The sequence below is a fragment of the Variovorax sp. HW608 genome (assembly GCF_900090195.1).
Classification (GTDB): domain Bacteria; phylum Pseudomonadota; class Gammaproteobacteria; order Burkholderiales; family Burkholderiaceae_C; genus Variovorax.
Genome location: NZ_LT607803.1, coordinates 1,211,481 through 1,225,784, shown reverse-complemented (window position 1 = coordinate 1,225,784; position 14,304 = coordinate 1,211,481). Strand labels below are relative to the sequence as shown.

12 protein-coding genes are annotated in these 14,304 nt (G+C 66.9%); 3 read left to right on the top strand and 9 right to left on the bottom strand.

Annotation, left to right across the window (positions count from 1 at the left end):
• The first annotated feature begins 18 nt into the window (after window positions 1-18).
• Window positions 19-1,263, top strand: coding sequence for a complex I 51 kDa subunit family protein (locus VAR608DRAFT_RS05620; protein ID WP_088953163.1), 1,245 nt, complete (start codon window positions 19-21; stop codon window positions 1,261-1,263).
• 39 nt (window positions 1,264-1,302) lie between these two features.
• Window positions 1,303-4,035 carry an HAD-IC family P-type ATPase gene (locus VAR608DRAFT_RS05615; protein ID WP_088953162.1) on the top strand — a complete coding sequence of 911 codons (2,733 nt, stop codon included), beginning with the start codon at window positions 1,303-1,305 and terminating at the stop codon, window positions 4,033-4,035.
• A 29-nt stretch (window positions 4,036-4,064) separates the two neighbouring features.
• On the opposite strand, the gene VAR608DRAFT_RS05610 is transcribed toward VAR608DRAFT_RS05615, so the two are convergent.
• The 3 genes from VAR608DRAFT_RS05610 to VAR608DRAFT_RS05600 form a co-directional block, all read right to left on the bottom strand.
• Window positions 4,065-4,433 carry a nuclear transport factor 2 family protein gene (locus VAR608DRAFT_RS05610; protein ID WP_088953161.1) on the bottom strand — a complete coding sequence of 123 codons (369 nt, stop codon included), beginning with the start codon at window positions 4,431-4,433 and terminating at the stop codon, window positions 4,065-4,067.
• 98 nt (window positions 4,434-4,531) lie between these two features.
• Window positions 4,532-5,632 carry a GTPase gene (locus tag VAR608DRAFT_RS05605; RefSeq protein ID WP_231973261.1) on the bottom strand — a complete coding sequence of 367 codons (1,101 nt, stop codon included), beginning with the start codon at window positions 5,630-5,632 and terminating at the stop codon, window positions 4,532-4,534.
• A complete protein-coding gene (locus tag VAR608DRAFT_RS05600) occupies window positions 5,613-8,375 on the bottom strand; it encodes a UPF0182 family membrane protein (RefSeq protein ID WP_443082917.1) in 2,763 nt (920 codons plus the stop codon). Before VAR608DRAFT_RS05600 ends, VAR608DRAFT_RS05605 begins: the two co-directional genes overlap by 20 nt.
• Before the next feature lie 424 nt (window positions 8,376-8,799).
• Here VAR608DRAFT_RS05600 and VAR608DRAFT_RS38460 point away from each other — a divergent pair, with 424 nt between their 5' ends.
• On the top strand, window positions 8,800-9,117 hold the full coding sequence (locus tag VAR608DRAFT_RS38460; RefSeq protein WP_443082916.1) for an FmdB family zinc ribbon protein: 318 nt from the start codon (window positions 8,800-8,802) through the stop codon (window positions 9,115-9,117).
• Window positions 9,118-9,200: 83 nt separating this feature from the next.
• On the opposite strand, the gene VAR608DRAFT_RS05590 is transcribed toward VAR608DRAFT_RS38460, so the two are convergent.
• Genes VAR608DRAFT_RS05590 through VAR608DRAFT_RS05565 form a run of 6 tightly spaced genes read right to left on the bottom strand, consistent with a single transcriptional unit; the run spans window position 9,201 to window position 13,947 of the window.
• Window positions 9,201-9,986 carry an enoyl-CoA hydratase/isomerase family protein gene (locus VAR608DRAFT_RS05590; protein ID WP_088953157.1) on the bottom strand — a complete coding sequence of 262 codons (786 nt, stop codon included), beginning with the start codon at window positions 9,984-9,986 and terminating at the stop codon, window positions 9,201-9,203.
• A gap of 20 nt (window positions 9,987-10,006) precedes the next feature.
• Window positions 10,007-11,050: a CaiB/BaiF CoA transferase family protein gene (locus VAR608DRAFT_RS05585; protein ID WP_088953156.1), complete on the bottom strand. Its 1,044-nt coding sequence runs from the start codon at window positions 11,048-11,050 to the stop codon at window positions 10,007-10,009.
• The gene (locus tag VAR608DRAFT_RS05580; RefSeq protein WP_088958624.1) at window positions 11,047-12,198 is read right to left on the bottom strand and encodes an acyl-CoA dehydrogenase family protein; all 1,152 of its coding nucleotides are present in this window, start codon (window positions 12,196-12,198) and stop codon (window positions 11,047-11,049) included. The genes VAR608DRAFT_RS05585 and VAR608DRAFT_RS05580 overlap by 4 nt, the downstream gene beginning before the upstream one ends.
• A gap of 15 nt (window positions 12,199-12,213) precedes the next feature.
• A complete protein-coding gene (locus VAR608DRAFT_RS05575; protein WP_088953155.1) occupies window positions 12,214-13,044 on the bottom strand; it encodes an SDR family NAD(P)-dependent oxidoreductase in 831 nt (276 codons plus the stop codon).
• A gap of 35 nt (window positions 13,045-13,079) precedes the next feature.
• Window positions 13,080-13,499: a MaoC family dehydratase gene (locus VAR608DRAFT_RS05570; RefSeq protein WP_088953154.1), complete on the bottom strand. Its 420-nt coding sequence runs from the start codon at window positions 13,497-13,499 to the stop codon at window positions 13,080-13,082.
• 7 nt (window positions 13,500-13,506) lie between these two features.
• Complete coding sequence (locus VAR608DRAFT_RS05565; protein WP_088953153.1) at window positions 13,507-13,947, bottom strand: MaoC family dehydratase N-terminal domain-containing protein; 441 nt, start codon at window positions 13,945-13,947, stop codon at window positions 13,507-13,509.
• Between the last annotated feature and the right edge of the window lie 357 nt (window positions 13,948-14,304).

The window sequence follows — 14,304 nt, the reverse complement described above, 5'->3', positions numbered from 1 at the left end:
CTGCCGAGGACGAAAGCGATGCACGAGCCGAACCAGGTGCTGCTGAGGGAAGACATCCTCGTCGGCGCCGACCTGCCTGCGTGGCTCGCGCGCGGCGGCGGCGAAGGCCTGGCCAAGGCCCTGCGCGAGCCCGCTGCGGTGATCCCGGAGATCGAGCAGGCCGACCTGCGGGGAATGGGCGGCGCGGGCTTTGCGACGCATCGCAAATGGTCGCCCGTGGCGGCTGCGGCAGACGGCGACAAGTACGTCGTCTGCAACGGAAACGAGGACGAGCCCGGCACCTTCAAGGACCGCTTCCTGCTCGAGCACACGCCGCACCAGGTCATCGAGGGTGCGCTGATCGCCGCGGTCGCCACGCGCGCCAACCACGTTGTCCTCTACGTGAATCCGCATCAGCCGCGCGCCCTTGCCGTGACGCGCGAAGCCGTGAGCCAGTGGCGCGGGCACGAGCACTTCGCGGCCATCGAGGCGTACCTCGGCAGGCCGCTGTCGCTCTCGGTGGTCCCGAGTTCGGGGCTCTACATCGGCGGCGAGGAAACGGCCGTGATCGCCACGGTCGAAGGGGGCTTTCCGTTCCCGCGCCGCAAGCCGCCCTTCCCGGCCCAAGCGGGCGTGCATGGGGCGCCCACCATCGTCAACAACACCGAGACGCTGGCGCACCTGCCGGGCATCCTGCGCCATGGCGCGTCCTGGTATCGAGGCCTGGGGCTCGGCGAGGCGTCGGGCACCAAGCTCTATTCGCTCTCGGGCGACGTGCTGCGGCCCGGGCTGTACGAATTGCCGATGGGAACCAGCCTTCACGAACTGGTCTTCGATCATGGCGCGGGCATGCTGCAGGGCAAGGAGTTCAAGGCGGTATTCACCGGCGGACCTTCGAACACGCTGCTCACGAGGCGCGATCTGGACGTGGCGCTCGATTTCGACTCGGTGCGCCAGAGGCGCTCGCGCCTTGGGACCGGCGCGATGATCGTGGTGTCCGAAGGCACGAGCATCGTGCGCAAGGTCGCGGAGTACGTGAACTTCTTCGCCCAGGGGTCATGCGGCCAGTGCCCGCCTTGCAAGGGCGGCACCTTTCAACTGGCCCGCGTGCTCAACCGCATCGACACCGGGCGCGGCGTTCGCAGCGACCTGGAGTCACTGGCGAACCTGTGCCGCCTGCTTCCCGGCAGCGGCCGTTGCGGGCTGATCGATGGCGCGGTCACGGTGGTGGAGAGTTCGCTGCATCACTTCATGGATGAATACGAGGCGCTGCTGATGGCTTAGCGTGGCGGCATCGGCGCAACGCAACCAGGAGGAACGACGATGGGTTCGACTGAGATTGCAGGCTCGGGAACCGCCCCTGTCTCGTGGCACGCGATGTCGGCCGAGGAGATCGGACCCCGTTTCGAGGTCGATCCGGCGCGAGGCCTCGACGCGGCGGAAGCCAGCCGGCGCCTCGGCACCTACGGGCCCAACCGGCTGCCTCGAGGCAAGAAGAAGGGTCCGCTGGCGCGCTTCCTGGCGCAGTTGAACAACGTCCTCATCTACGTCCTGCTCGGAGCCGGCTTCGTCAAGCTGATGCTGAGTTTCTGGCTCGATGCGTCCATCATCTTCGCGGTCGTCCTCCTGAACACGCTGCTGGGCTTCCTGCAGGAGGGACGCGCCGAGAAGGCGCTCGACTCGATCCGCAACATGCTCTCCGCGGAGGCGCGCGTGCTGCGCGAGGGGGCGGTCCGCCTCGTCCCTGCCGAAGAGCTCGTGCCCGGCGACATCGTCCTCCTGGAGTCGGGTGACAAGGTCCCGGCCGACCTGCGCCTCGTCGAGGTCAAGAACCTGCGCACCGAAGAAGCGGCGCTGACCGGCGAGTCCGTGCCGACCGAGAAGACCGTCGCGACCGTCGCCGCCAACGCAACGGTCGGCGACCGCGAGAACATGGCGTTCTCCGGCACGATGGTGGTCTCGGGCCGCGCCAGCGGCGTCGTGGTGGCCACCGGTGACAAGACGGAACTGGGGCGCATCAACCAGATGCTGGCCGAGGTCAGCACGCTCGAGACACCGCTGCTGCGCCAGATCAAGAAATTCGGCTACACGATCACGGCGTGCATCGGCGTCCTGAGCGTGCTTCTCTTTTCCTGGGGCCACTGGCTGGGGCACATGAGCTTCGTGCAGCTGTTCCAGGCCATCGTCGGCATCGCGGTCTCGCTCATCCCCGAAGGGCTGCCAGCACTCATCACCATCACGCTGGCCATCGGCGTCACGCGGATGGCGAGGCGCAACGCCATCATCCGGCGCCTGCCGGCGGTGGAGACGCTGGGATCGGTCTCGCGCATCTGCTCGGACAAGACCGGCACGCTGACCCTCATGGAGATGATGGTGACCTCCATCGTGACCGCGGATGGGCCTTATGTCGTGACGGGCAATGGCTACGCACCGGAAGGGCAGGTCATGCTGGAAGGTCAGCCCGTCGAGGCGCCGGCGGAAGTGCTCGGGCCGATGGGCCGGGTCTGCGTGCTGTGCAACGACGCGGAACTGGTCCAGGAGGACGGGAAATGGAAAGTGGAGGGCGATCCGACCGAAGGCGCACTCTTTCCGCTGGCCGCCAAGCTGGGGCTGGACCGGGCCGGCGAGAGCGCATCCGCACCGCGGGTCGACATGATTCCGTTCGAGTCGGAGCACAAGTTCATGGCGACGCTGAACCGCCGGGCGGACGGCGACATGCTGCTGGTCAAGGGCGCACCGGAAGTCATCCTCGAGCACTGCGACCGCCAGCAGACGAAGGCCGGTCCCGCGCCGCTCGATCGCGATCTCTTTGCGCGGGAGGGCGACCGGCTCGCCGCGCAGGGCGAGCGTCTGCTGGCGCTGGCCTGGCTGCCGGACCCGGGCCTCGCCGAGGGCCGCCTCGAAGCCAGCAACCTGCCCAGGAACCTCGTGCTGCTCGGCCTCGTGGGCCTGATGGACCCGCCGCGCGTGGAGGCCATCGACGCGGTGCGCGAATGCCACGCGGGCGGCATCCGCGTGACGATGATCACGGGGGACCACAAGATCACCGCGGCGGCCATCGCGGGCATGCTCGGCATCGGCGATGGCCGGACCGCCGTGACGGGCACCGAGATCGAGGCGATGAACGACGCCGCGCTGCAGGACTGCGTGCGCGACGTCGACGTCTTCGCCAGAGCCAGCCCGGAGCACAAGCTCAGGCTCGTGAAGGCCATCCAGGCCAATCGGCAGATCGTCGCCATGACGGGCGACGGGGTCAACGACGCGCCGGCGCTCAAGAAGGCCGACATCGGCATCGCGATGGGAATCAAGGGCACCGAGGTGACGAAGGAGGCGGCCGAGATGGTCCTGGCCGACGACAACTTCGCTTCCATCACGGCCGCCGTGAAGGAAGGACGCACGGTCTACAACAACATCGAGAAGGCCATGCTCTTCGCGTTGCCGACGAACGTCGCACAGGGGGCCGTGATCGCCATTGCGATCATCCTCGGCTTCACGCTGCCGATCACCGCGCCGCAGGTGCTGTGGGTCAACATGGTCACCTCGGTCGCGCTCGGGCTGACGATCTCCTTCGAACCCCACGAGGCCGATGTCATGGGCCGGCCGCCTCGGGCCGTGGAACGGCCCATCGTGACGCGCTTCGGCATCTGGCGCATCCTCTTCGTCGGCGCCGCACTGGTGCTCTACACGCTCTGGGCCTTCTTCTGGGTGAAGTCGCAGGGCGCCTCGGATCCGATGGCGCGCACGGCCGCGGTCAACGCGATCACGCTGGGCCAGGTGTTCTATCTGTTCAACAGCCGCTACCTGCTGGACTCGTCGCTGTCCCTGCGCGCGCACATGGACAACCCCTATGTCTGGTGGGGCGTGGCGGGCGTCGTGGTGCTGCAGCTCCTCCTGACCTATGCGCCGCCGCTGCAGGCCGTCTTCGATACCGAGGGCCTGCCCCTTCCGGTCTGGATCGGGCTGATCGGCGGCGCGATCCTGTTCTTCCTAGTCGTCGAGGCCGAGAAGCTCGTGGTTCGACGCAGGTTCGTCAAAGTTGCGGGACTTCTCGCCTGAGGATGAGCCCATGTCGCAGGTGTTCCGCCTCACCCGCGGATCTTCTTCTCGCCTCTCACCAACGTCAGCCGGGCAATCTTGTTGTCGACGACCTCATAAATCGCGATGGCCTCGTCCGTCCCGGCCTGACCCTGCAGGGTCAGTCGTCGTTGCTCGTGGTCGACCACGGTATTGCCCATCACGATTCGCCGAGCGACCGTGGCGTGCAAGCGCTCATCTGCAAAGACGTTTGAGTAAAGAGCTCGCATCTCCGAATGCCCTTTGGCAAGCAGCGTGCCCATCGCATGGTCGCGGACTTCAGCGTCTATCGAATACGTGGCCAGGAAAGCGTCCATGTCGCGGGCGTTGTACGTCTCCAACTGAACATCCACCAACTGCCCAGGGTCAGTCGCCGCCATCGTGTCCACCTTCCGTGTGCGCCAATGCGAGGCGCTGACCGCGATGATGTCAGAAGGGCCCGGACCTTGCCAGAGCAGGGGCCGAGCGCTGACACCGCTCACGCGTGCAGCTCGACGATATCGCCATCCGCGACGCAGTGGTCGTGCCCGACTTGCTGACCTTCGAACCCGGACTGGCCCCAGACGCGCGCGTAGCGCAGCGAGCGCGCCAGATCCTGATGGACCAGCCGCGCGACGTCGCCGACAGTGTCCCCGCGGCGAAGCGTAAAGGGCCGGTGCTTGTCGACGGGATGCCCCGGAGCCTTGGTGTAGACGCGCACGATGCCGAGGTTCTGGAACAGCCACGGGCCGATGTGCCCCAGGCCGTGACCCGTGATCGCCGAAACGGCGAACGCCGGCAAGCGCAAGCCCGACAGCTCGCGAAGCGCGAGGAGTTCCGCATCGAGGTCGGCCGTGCCCTCCGCCTTGTTTGCGAGCATCAAGGTCGGCAGCCGCAACGCGAAGGGGTCCTCGTCTGCGCTCGCCTCCTGACGCCCGGTCAGTGTCACGCGCTGCTGCCCCAGCACCGACTGGACGGCTTGCAGCTGCTCGAGGCACGAGGGCTCGCCGAGGTCCACGACCAGCAGCGCCGCGTCGGCTGTCTGCAAGGTGCTGACCAGCCATGGCACAGGATGCTCCGGGGCGATCGGCGGCAGGTCGATCAGCTGGAAGTGCACATCCTCGTGCGGCATCATCCCGGCTTCCGGGTATTGGGTCGTGAACGGATACGGGCCGACGTTCGCCGCCGAGCCGGTCAGCCGCGCGTGCAGCGCGGACTTGCCTGAGTTCGGCGGCCCGATCAGCGCGATCTGCGCCGCGCCTTCGGGACGGATCACCAGCGCCGGGCCGCCGTGCCCGCCGCCCTTCCTTGCACCTTCCAGCTGCTCGGCGAGTTCCTTGATGCGGGTCTTGATGTCTGCCTGCAGGTGTTCGGTGCCCTTGTGCTTGGGAATCGTGCGCAGCATCTCGCGCAGCCACTCCAGGCGCTCGCGCGGGTCGCGGCTCGTGCGGAATGCGGCTTCGGCCGCCTTGTAGTCGGGCGAAAGATTCGCGGGCACGATATGACCGTCCTTGCCTCTATTCTGTTCCTCGTGCAGCCCAACCCGGCGACAGGCGTTGCGCGTATTGCTGGCGGTCTCGCTATTTCCGTTCTTCGGCACGCGCAGTGCCGAGCGCCTCGAGGAGCGGCCGCAGTGCATCGAGTTCGACGCCGAAGCCGCTCCAGTCGCCCGCCTTCAGGCGCTCGATGGCGCGGTCATAGTGGGCCAGTGCCTCGCGGGCGCGGGCGTCCGCCGTGCCCTGGGGCTGCGCTGCCACCGGCGCAGCTTCCTTGAAGAGGGCACCCAGCGCCGCGCCCAAGGTCTCCTCCATCACCACGTGGTCGCCATAGGCCGCGATCACCCGTTTCAACTCGGGCAATTGGCCGGACTTCGCACGCAGGTAAAGCGGAGAGACATAGAGAACCGAGCTTTCGATGGGCACGACCTGGAGGTGGCCGCGGATGACGCGCGAACCCATCTGGTTCCACAGCGAGATCTGCTGGGAGATCTCTGTGTTCTGCTGGATGCGCGCCTCGATCTGGAACGGCCCGTAGACCAGCTTGTCCTTCGGGAAAGCGTAGACGACGAGTTTGCCGTAGTCCGGTGGATCGCAACGCGCCGCCAACCACGCGACCATGTTCTCGCGCCGGCTGGGCACCATCGGCAGCATGAGGACAAATTCGGCGTGCGGCTCGGCGGGCAGCCGTACGATCATGTAGTAGGGCGTCATCGGCATGCCGGGGGCGCTCCCCGCCTCGATGTCGGCCTGAATGCTCGGGAACTGCCAGAGATCCTCGCGGTTATAGAAGACCTCCGGCGCTTCCATGTGGTAGGCGCGATAGACCTTCGCCTGGACCAGGAACAGATCCTCAGGGTAGCGGATATGCTGCTGCAGGTCCTGCGGCATCGCGCCCAGCGGCCTGAACAGGCCCGGGAATATGCGCTGGTACGTCCGCGCGATGGGGTCTGCAGGATCGCTCAAATAGAAGTCGGCAGTCCCGTTGTACGCGTCGATCACCACCTTGACTGCGTTGCGGATGTAGTTGTCGCCCTCTTCGGTGCCCGGCTGTGAATATGGGTACCACCGGCTGGTGGTGTAGGCATCCTGGATCCAGTAGAGCCTTCCGCCGCTCGCGACGATGTAGGGGGCGTGGTCCAGGTTGAGGAACGGGGCGATTGTGCGAACGCGGTCCTGGATGTTGCGATGGAGGAGAACGCGGCTTGCGGGCGTGATGTAGCCGGTCACCAGGATGTTGGGATCGTCGAATTGCCATGCAAACAGGGCCCGTAGCGCCATGCTGCCGATGGCGACACCGTCGCGTCCGCGGTAGGTCGAATAGGCGTTCTGGTCGCCCTTGGGGTAGTCGAATTCGGGCACGCTGCCATTGACGATCACGTACCCCTTGCCGCCTTGGCCGAAATACAGGCGCGGCTCTTGGACGATCGGCCCCCGGTTGGAGACAGGCGGAATATCCTTCAGGTAAAGGGTCGGCAAGCCTTCAGCGGATTTTTCCGTGACTGGCGACATCACGATGCCATTGCCGTGCGTGAACAGGAGATGCAGGTTCACCCAGGTCTGGGCATTTGCCGGAAGCAAGGACGGCTCCAGTTCCCGAGCCGAAAGCATCACCTGCTGATAACCGGAATTGAGCCTGTAGCGGTCGATGTCCGTCGCGAGGAATTTGTAATAGGTCCTGATCTCCTGCAACTGCGCATAGGTATCCCGCAACGGCTGCAGATCCCACAGGCGGATGTTGTCGATGGTCGGGCGATTCGCCTGGAGCGTGGCGAGAGTCAGGTTTTGCTCGGCCGGGAACGGCTTGACCGCGATCTGCGTCAGGCCATAGGCGTCCCGCGTCATCGCAATGTTGTGGGCGATATACGGCGTCTCAAACAGCAGCTCGTTCGGTTTGACATAGAAGCGATGGAATAGCGCCGGGTAGATCAGGACGAGCACGAATGCGCTGCCGAACACGATCAGCGCCGAGGCCGCCGGAATTCGCCAGTCCCGCGAGCGCATGTTGGCGAACGACGCGACCGCCGCGGCGGCGGCAAGTCCAATGAGCGGCCACAGGACCGGCAGCCCCACGTGGACATCGGTATAGCTTGCGCCGACCACGACGCCGTTGTCACCGTAGAGCAACAGGAATCGGTCGAGCCAATAAGACCAGGCCAGCAGCAGGAAAAGCAAGCCGAGCAGCGCCGAACCGTGGGCGGCGGCCGCCGGAGAAAGCGCGCGCGGCGTCAGCTTGAACGTGATGTCGCCGCGCATCCCGTAAACCACGGCGGCGACGGCTGCGCTGCAGGCCAGGAGCAGCAGCAGCCAGTTCCGGAGCGCGAGATAGGCCGGCAGCGAGAAGAGGTAGAAGCCGATGTCCTTGCCAAAGATCGGATCGGTCTTGCCGAAGGGCACCTGCTCGAAGTAGCGAAGCGCGATGTCCCAGCTCGCTGACGCGCCGACGGCGATGAACAAGCCGAGCAGGACGGCCACACCGGCAATGGTTGCGCGCCAGGGAACATGCGCCCCGACTTCCCCGACCAGTTCGCTCAACACCTCCTGCCCGCCAGCCGGAAATGCCGGCACCACCTTCCAGGCGCTGGGCTGGCTCGCATAGCGGTGCGCCAGCCATCCTGATGCCCCTATCGCGCCCGCCGAAATAGCGAAGACTGCGACGAACACAAGCACCCGGGCGCTGAAGATCGTCCAGAAAACGCCGACATAGCCGAGCGAGGAAAACCACAGCCAGTCAATCAGTACGCCGGTGGCTCGGCCGACGACGAATAGAGCCACGATGACGGCCGCGACCGTGACCGAAATGCCTCTCAGGCGCGTGCCGGATCTCCTGGCGACCGCATCCATCATGCTCCTTTGCCGCGTCAACCACAGCCTGCTTTGGCTCGACCACGCTGCACTGCCGACCTGGCTGAAACCTGGCCGAACGGCTTGCCGGGCGACCCGCGATGGCCGCCCCGCCAGCAGCGCAAAGGTTCGTTGAATCCGCCCCGCAAAATAATTGTAGGAGGGGAATCAACAGGCAGCACGCCCGGCGCCGTACGACCAGGCAGACGGTACTGTCGCCGCATCGGCCGCATTAGGGCTTCGTCATAGCCGGCATCGCGCCGGCCAACCAGACTCGCTGCCTGCTCGGCGAGTGCCAGTGGACGATGACAGCACGATTCTTGTCCGTGCCTAAGTCGTGGCAACAATACTAGGACTGAAACGGGCCAAGACCCGACCTCCCGTTCGAGCTCAGAATTGAGCGTGGGTTGAGCAACCAGCAAGTCTGATGACGGCGGAATCCGGCCATTGGTTGGCCTTCCACCACGCTCCAAAAATAGGATTCCGGGGGTGGCGCCATCGTCGTACTATGAGACGTTCGGAGGGGCGCTTGCCTCGTAGGTGGAACCTCCGCATCCCGCTCGTAAAGTGGAGAAATGCCATGCCCACGTACCAGTATCGTTGCTCAAAGTGCGGCGAGGTTTTCGAGCGCAAAGAACACGTCGCTGAGCATGAGACTGCTCGCTTGCGTTGCCCGAAGTGCGCCAGTGAGGCCGTGCAGCATCGCCCGACGCAGTTCTTCGCGAAGACCTCTAAGAAGAGTTAGGTCAGCGGTGCGCGACGCTCGGCTGGTTTGCCGGTTGCCGCGCTGCAAGCTGATGGGCAGATTTGGGGGCCAGAAGCGGCCGCTCAGCTGAACTGCGCCGCCCTGCGTTCCGTGAACGCAAGCACACCTTCCCGCGCATTGGCGCCTTGGGCGCAGGCACGAAGCAACTCGTGCTCCAGTTCCAGATGCTCCGCCAGAGGCGCTCCCTGTGCTCCTTCACAAAGCCGCTTGATGCTGGCCAGCGAATCGGGCGAACCTCGGGCGAGCCTGTGCACCAGCGACTCGGCCGCGCGCTCCAGTTCATCCTGCGGATGCAGCGCGTCGACCGCGCCGCATGCCAGGCATTGCTGCGCGTCGATGGCCTCGCTGAGCATCAGCCACTGCCGTGCCCGCACCACGCCGACGCGGCGCGCCAGGAAGAAGGAGCTGCCCAGATCGGGCGACAGGCCGATGGCCGCATAGCCGGTACGCAGCTTGAGCGACGGCGTGGCCAGCACGAAGTCCGCGCACAGCGCAAGACCGACGCCTGCTCCGCCGATCGGCCCACCGACCGCAGCCACCACTGGCGCCGGGCCCGTCGCCAGGCGATGCAGCGCGGGATGCAGCGGCCCCAGGACCTCATCCACCAGCCCGGCGAGCCCGCTGCCGGCCTGGACGAACTCCTCGATGTCGCCGCCGGCGCAGAAAACGCGACCCTCGGCCGCCAGCAGGACGGCGCGCGGCTTGGCGTCGAGCACATCGCCGATGGCCCGGACCAGGGCCCGGCTGGCCGCACGCGAGATCGCATTGGCCCGCTCGGGCCGGCACAGGACGATGCGGCCGATGCGATCGGCAACGCTCCAGGAAATGCCATCCGACTGCTGTTGCATACAGCCTCCTTCTTTCGGTATCAGGTTTCGGACAAGGGAAGGAAACGCGGGGCAACTGCAACGTTGCAGTTGCCCGCCTCTGCCTCGCGGTAGATGCCGCGCGCCACGTTATGGGGGTGCCTGGCCGCCTCGGCCAAGCTCAGCACGGGCGCGAAGCACACGTCGCTGCCTTCGAGCAGGTCGCACCAGTACTTGCGAGGCTGGCTGGCGATCAGGGCGGCGATGCGCGCCTTCAAGGCGGGCCAGTGCCTGGTGTCGTACTGCGCGCCCGGGTCCACATCCTGCAGGCCGAGCTTGCGCAGGAGCAGCCCATAGAACTGCGGCTCCAGCGCACCCAGGGTGATGTATCCGCCATCCGCGCAGGCGTAGGTGTCGTAGAAGGGCGAATCGTGGAAGGGGCTCGGCCGCGGGCTGTCGATCTGCCCGGCCGAGCGTATCCACTGCACGAGCGAGCCCAGCATGGCCAGCACGTCGACGATGGCGCCGTCCACCACGCGGCCACGGCCGCTGCCGCGTGCGTCGACAAGCGCGCAGGCGATGCCGAAGGCGAGGCCCAGGGCGCCACTGGCGTCACCCACCACCGTCGGCGGAACAACAGGTGCCTGGCCGGGCCGCGCGGCCAGCGACAGGAGGCCGGTCAGCGCCACGTAGTTCAGGTCGTGTCCCGCCGCCTGCGCCAGCGGGCCGCTCTGGCCCCAGCCAGTCATGCGCCCGTAGACCAGCCGCGGGTTGCGCGCGGCGCAATCGGCCGGGCCCAGGCCCAGCCTCTCCATCACGCCGGGGCGGTTGCCTTCGATCAGCGCGTCGGCCTTCTCGATCAGGTCCAAGGCCCGGGCCACGTCGTCAGGCTGCTTGAGGTCCAGCGACAGCGGGGTCTTGCCGCGGCGCAAGGGGTTGCCGCCCGCGCCGCCCAGGCGCTCGCTCACCGCGCCCTTCTGCGGCCGGGTGACCACCGTCACCTGCGCGCCCATGTCGGCCAGCATCCGGCCGGCCAGCGGGCCGGGTCCGATGCCCTCGAACTCGACGATGCGGATTCCGGAGAGCGGGGCGTTGATCGTCGTCATGCGGCCAGCTTCCGCGCGATGAGTTCCTTCATGATCTCGTTCGCGCCGCCGTAGATGCGCTGCACGCGCGAATCGGCGTACAGGCGCGCGATCGGGTACTCGGTCATGTAGCCGTAGCCGCCAAAGAGCTGCAGGCACTCGTCCACGACCTTGCATTGCTGCTCGGTGCACCACCACTTCGCCATGTAGGCCGAGGTGTCGTCCAGGCTGCCGTCCAGCAGGCGCTGAACGCAATCGTTCACGAAGCTGCGCACCACATGGGCCACGGTGGCGCACTCGGCCAGCTTGAAGCGGGTGTTCTGGAAGTCGTAGAGGCTTTGGCCAAAGGCCTTGCGCTCTTGCGTGTATTCCAGCGTAAGTTCCACCGCGCGCTCGATCACCGCCGCTGCGGGTACGGCCAGCAGCATGCGCTCGTAGGGCAGCTGACCCATCAGCTGTGCGAAGCCGCGGCCTTCCTCGCCACCCAGCAGGTTCTCCGCCGGGATGCACACGTTCTCGAAGAAGAGCTCGGCCGTGTCGGAAGCATGCTGGCCCAGCTTCTCCAGCCGCCGGCCCACCCGGAAGCCGGCGAGCTTCCCGGTCTCCAGCACCACCAGCGAGACGCCGCGGCTGCCGGCCTCGCCGGTGCGCACCGCCACCACCAGCAGGTTGGCGGTGAAGCCGTTGGTGATGAAGGTCTTGCCGCCGTCGATCACGTAGCTATCGCCCTCGCGCCGGGCCCGGGTGCGCATGGCCTGCAGGTCCGAGCCGCAGCCCGGCTCGGTCATGGCGATGCCCGCCAGCAGCTCGCCGCTGGCGAGCCGGGGCAACCAGCGCTGCTTCTGCGCCTCGGTGCCGTAGTCGAGGATGTAGTGCGAGGCGATGGTGTGCACGGCAGTATTGGCCGGCACCTCGGCCTTGGCCAGCTCGTCCTGCACAACGCACTGGTAGGCCAGTGAAGCGCCCGCGCCGCCGTAGGCTTCATCGAGCTCGGGCAACAGGAAGCCCAACGCGCCGAACGGCCGCCAGACCTCGCGCGGGATGTAGCCCTGCCGGCGCCAGCCATCGAGCTGCGGCGCCATCTCGCCGGCGACGTAGCGCCGCACCTGCTCGCGGAAGGCTTCGATGTCATCGTCCATCCAGCGATGGCGGTAAAGGGGCGGAAGCATCGGCATGTCTCCCTCTCAGATGCCGGTCAGGCCGCCCGAGCACATCAGCGTCTGGCCGCTCACGTAGTCGGACTCGGGCAGGCACAGCAGGAACACTGCACCGGCGGCCTCCTCTGGCGTGCCGCCGCGGCCCAGGGGGATGCCCCGTTCCATCGCCGCCAGCAGGTCGGGATTCACGCCCACCTTGATCTCGCGGCCGTCGATGTTCGCCGTGCCTCCCTCGGCGGCGTTGCCCGTGAGGCGCGTCTTGATGAAGCCGTAGGCCACCGCGTTCACGGTGACGCCCAGGCGTCCCCATTCCTTGGCCAGCGTCTGCGTCATGCCCAGGATGCCAGCCTTGGCGGTCGAGTAGTTCACCTGGCCTGCGTTGCCGAAGAGGCCCGCCACCGAGGAGATGTTGACCACCTTGCGCACCGCGCGGCGGCCCGCCGCCTGGTCGGCCTTGGACAGGTCGCGGATCACCGGGTAGGCCGCGCGAAGAATGCGGAACGGCGCCGTGAGGTGGCAGTCGATCATGGCGTACCACTGCTCGTCGGTCATCTTCTGGATCACGTTGTCCCAGGTGTAGCCGGCGTTGTTGACGACGATGTCCAGGCCCTTGTATTCGCTCGCGGCCGTGCCGATGAAGCGCTCGGCGAAGTCCGGCGCCGACACGCTGCCGGCGCAGGCCACCGCTTGCCCGCCGGCCGCGCGGATCTCGGCGACGACCTCGTCCGCGGGGCCGGCGTCCAGGTCGTTGACGACCACGCGTGCGCCCTCGGATGCGAACTTGAGCGCGATGGAGCGGCCGATGCCGCGGCCCGAGCCGGTGACCAGGGCTACCTTGCCGTCGAGTCTTGGGGTCATGAAAGAAGTCTCCTCAGGTTTGACAATGAATGGACTCAGGGCAGCGCGACGATGGCCTCGCCGGCGATCTTGGTCTGCCCGTACTGGTTGGTGCTGCGGACTTCCACGCGCACGCGGCGCTCGCCGTCGGCTTCGAACTTCTCGATCACCCGGCCTTCGCAGCGCATCGCATTGCCGAGATGGGTGATGCCCTGAAAGCGCGCGTCGAAGCGGCGCAGGCGCGACTGCGGCGCCCAGCCGGTGATCAGGCGGCCCAGCCAGGCCATGCCCAGCATGCCTTGCGCGAACACGTCGGGCATGCCGGCGCGGCGGGCGAAGTCGGTGTCGATGTGGATCGGGTTGTGGTCGCCCGAGGCGCCGCCGAAAAGGGCCAGCGTGGCGCGGTCCACGGGGGGCAGTTCAAGCGCCGGCAGTGCATCGCCGGCCTGCACGAAATCGAAGGTGGGTGCGGTCATGGTGTTGTCAGTTCCTGCAGACGAGCACGGTGCGCATCTCGGCCACGAGTTCGCCGCGCTGGTTGGTGGCGCGCGAGCTCTTCACCACGAACTCGAGCGCGCCGTTCTTCTTGTCGTAGATGTCCTCGATGCGCGAGCGCACGGTGACCGTGTCGCCCACGCAGGCCGGGCGGTGGTAGGTGAAGCCCTGCTCGCCGTGCAGCAGCCGGGCCAGCGGGATCTTCAGCTCGTCCAGCATGCGGTCGGTGACGCCCGCATCCAGCTCGGCGGCGAAGAGGAAGGTAGGCGGCGCCGGCAGGTCCGGGTAGCCGGCATCGCGCGCCGCGGCCTCGTCGGTGTAGATGGGATCGGTCTCGCCGATGGCCTTGGCGAAGAAGCGCAGCCGGCTGCGCTCGATGGGCAACTCGCAGGCCGGCAGCTGGTGGCCGATCCATTTCTTGTCGATCATGTCCGTCTCCTGTGCGCCGGTCAAAACCGGCAAAGTGTTGTGAATGAAAGTTTCATACGTTGAAGGCTTAGCCAGCTACGGCGGCCCCGAGTCATGCGTGCACATCCGCGAGGGTGTGGGCGAAGCGTTGATAGGGGGACGAGCGGGCCGGGTATCGAGCCGCGTAATACATGCCCCGTGGCGACAGCTGCGGGTGGTCCGGGGTGCCGAGGCAGTAGGAGAATGCCGAAGGTCACACCGTCGCTGCCGCATTGGCGAGGCAGAGGCGGACCCCGCGCGGTCAAAGACCCCGAGCACGCACGCAAGCACTTTGTTCGGGAACCGGGAGATCCCGCGTCCTTCTGCGCAGCGCTGGGA

What these genes read in the sequence shown, in the direction of transcription:
- VAR608DRAFT_RS05620 (WP_088953163.1), top strand. Translation starts at nt 19, where the DNA reads ATGCACGAGCCGAACCAGGTGCTGCTGAGGGAAGACATCCTCGTCGGC.
- VAR608DRAFT_RS05615 (WP_088953162.1), top strand. Translation starts at nt 1,303, where the DNA reads ATGGGTTCGACTGAGATTGCAGGCTCGGGAACCGCCCCTGTCTCGTGG.
- VAR608DRAFT_RS05610 (WP_088953161.1), bottom strand. Translation starts at nt 4,433, where the DNA reads ATGGCGGCGACTGACCCTGGGCAGTTGGTGGATGTTCAGTTGGAGACG.
- VAR608DRAFT_RS05600 (WP_443082917.1), bottom strand. Translation starts at nt 8,375, where the DNA reads ATGATGGATGCGGTCGCCAGGAGATCCGGCACGCGCCTGAGAGGCATT.
- VAR608DRAFT_RS38460 (WP_443082916.1), top strand. Translation starts at nt 8,800, where the DNA reads ATGACGGCGGAATCCGGCCATTGGTTGGCCTTCCACCACGCTCCAAAA.
- VAR608DRAFT_RS05590 (WP_088953157.1), bottom strand. Translation starts at nt 9,986, where the DNA reads ATGCAACAGCAGTCGGATGGCATTTCCTGGAGCGTTGCCGATCGCATC.
- VAR608DRAFT_RS05585 (WP_088953156.1), bottom strand. Translation starts at nt 11,050, where the DNA reads ATGACGACGATCAACGCCCCGCTCTCCGGAATCCGCATCGTCGAGTTC.
- VAR608DRAFT_RS05580 (WP_088958624.1), bottom strand. Translation starts at nt 12,198, where the DNA reads ATGCTTCCGCCCCTTTACCGCCATCGCTGGATGGACGATGACATCGAA.
- VAR608DRAFT_RS05575 (WP_088953155.1), bottom strand. Translation starts at nt 13,044, where the DNA reads ATGACCCCAAGACTCGACGGCAAGGTAGCCCTGGTCACCGGCTCGGGC.
- VAR608DRAFT_RS05570 (WP_088953154.1), bottom strand. Translation starts at nt 13,499, where the DNA reads ATGACCGCACCCACCTTCGATTTCGTGCAGGCCGGCGATGCACTGCCG.
- VAR608DRAFT_RS05565 (WP_088953153.1), bottom strand. Translation starts at nt 13,947, where the DNA reads ATGATCGACAAGAAATGGATCGGCCACCAGCTGCCGGCCTGCGAGTTG.